Source organism: Methylophaga sp. UBA1464 (genome assembly GCF_002325665.1).
Taxonomy (GTDB): domain Bacteria; phylum Pseudomonadota; class Gammaproteobacteria; order Nitrosococcales; family Methylophagaceae; genus Methylophaga.
Map to the genome: position 1 here is coordinate 99,789 of NZ_DCSO01000077.1, position 1,069 is coordinate 100,857.

The 1,069-nt window shown below is 46.5% G+C and carries 2 protein-coding genes; both read left to right on the top strand.

All coding sequences use genetic code 11. From position 1 onward, the window contains the following. Positions 1–250 (top strand): heme biosynthesis protein HemY (locus B3O33_RS09730; protein WP_292363505.1); only part of this gene is annotated, 250 nt, incomplete at its 5' end. Then, positions 247–846 (top strand): lipoprotein insertase outer membrane protein LolB, encoded by a 600-nt coding sequence (gene lolB / locus B3O33_RS09735; protein ID WP_292360685.1) that lies wholly within the window; start codon positions 247–249, stop codon positions 844–846. The genes B3O33_RS09730 and lolB, both read left to right, overlap by 4 nt. Positions 847–1,069 lie beyond the last annotated feature (223 nt).

Sequence of the window (1,069 nt, forward strand, 5' to 3'; positions counted from 1 at the left end):
TCCCAATGATCCGTATTACCTGGATAGTCTGGGCTGGGTATATTACCGAATGGGTGATTTGGAAAAAGCGGAATATTATTTGCGGGAAGCAGTCGCTATTCAGGCTGATGTGGAATTCCTGGCGCATCTCGGGGAAGTTCTCTGGGTGCAGAATAAAAAATCAGAGGCCAGAAAATACTGGAGTGAAGCGTCAAAACTGGATGCTGAAAACAAAGTGCTTCAGGAAACATTGCAACGGTTGACCAAATGAAACAACTGTTGGTGATTTTGGCGGTCAGTTTGCTGACCGCCTGTACTCCGATTTGGCAAACAAAACCACTCGCCCCTGCAGAAGTTCTGTGGGAAAACCATCAAACATCATTAAAGCAGTTAAACGACTGGTCATTTCGTGGCCGGACAGTGATAAGACAGGACAAAGAAGGCTGGAATGTCGGCGTGACCTGGCAGCAACACCAGGATGATTTCACTATTCGTCTGATAGGTCCGTTTTCTCAGGGAGCCGTTGAATTAAAAGGTGACGATGAGCTGGTCACAATGACGTTTTCCGATGGCCAAACCTATTCTGCTACTACTCCTGAGCAGCTTCTGGCAGAAGTGATGGGTTGGTTGCTACCCGTTAGCGCCCTGCGCGACTGGGTGAGAGGCTTACCGTATTCAGCGATAAAGATCGACGGCAAAACACTGGATGACAAAGGCCGATTGATGACGCTATCTCAAGCTGGCTGGGAAGTTGAGTTTATCGATTATGTACCGTTGGAAGGTAATGATGTGCCGGCCAAAATATTCATTGAGCATCCCGAGTTAAGTATCCGATTGGTAATGAATGGCTGGAAAGTTGGCAAATGAATGAATGGTGGCCTGCGCCGGCAAAAATAAATTTGTTTTTACATATCACCGGCAGGCGATCAGATGGATATCATGAATTGCAGACGGCATTTCAGTTTCTCGATCAGGGAGACAAGCTAAAATTTACTGTCACCGATGATGCACAAATTAGCTTAAAAGCGGATCTGCCAGATATTGCTGATCAGGATAATCTGATTGTTCGTGCAGCCAGGTTTCTACAGGC

Excerpts from the sequence above, each read along its gene's own strand:
- lolB (WP_292360685.1), top strand. The coding sequence starts at position 247 with ATGAAACAACTGTTGGTGATTTTGGCGGTCAGTTTGCTGACCGCCTGT.